Origin of the sequence: Stutzerimonas azotifigens (genome assembly GCF_013522725.1) — a bacterium.
Classification (GTDB): Bacteria; Pseudomonadota; Gammaproteobacteria; order Pseudomonadales; family Pseudomonadaceae; genus Stutzerimonas; species Stutzerimonas azotifigens_A.
Genome location: NZ_JAAMRF010000032.1, coordinates 1 through 317, shown reverse-complemented (window position 1 = coordinate 317; position 317 = coordinate 1). Strand labels below are relative to the sequence as shown.

Genomic DNA, 317 nt, shown 5'->3' with positions numbered 1-317 from the left:
CAACGCATCAACCTGCTGCGCGGCATCCTACGTGAAGCTGGGGTCGAGGCACCGAGCGGCATCAAGCCGTTTCTACGCCAAGCGTGCGAGCTGATCGAGCGGCCAGAAGTGCGTGCCTTACGCGGTGCGCTGCAGGTTGTGCTGGCCGAGATCAGCCTCTATGAGCAGTCGATGCGCGAGTGCGAAGAGCAACTGGCGCGCTGGCATGCCGATGACGAGATAATCCGTAAGCTCGACGAAGTCAGTGGCATCGGTTTGCTGACGGCCAGTGCCTTGAAAACCGCCGTCGGCAAACCCGAGCGCTTCGCCAGTGGCCG

The 317-nt window shown here is 62.5% G+C and carries 1 pseudogene; it reads left to right on the top strand.

Features of this window, described 5'->3' with window-relative positions:
• Positions 1-317 (top strand): annotated as a pseudogene (locus tag G7026_RS22515) (IS110 family transposase); the annotation flags it as partial.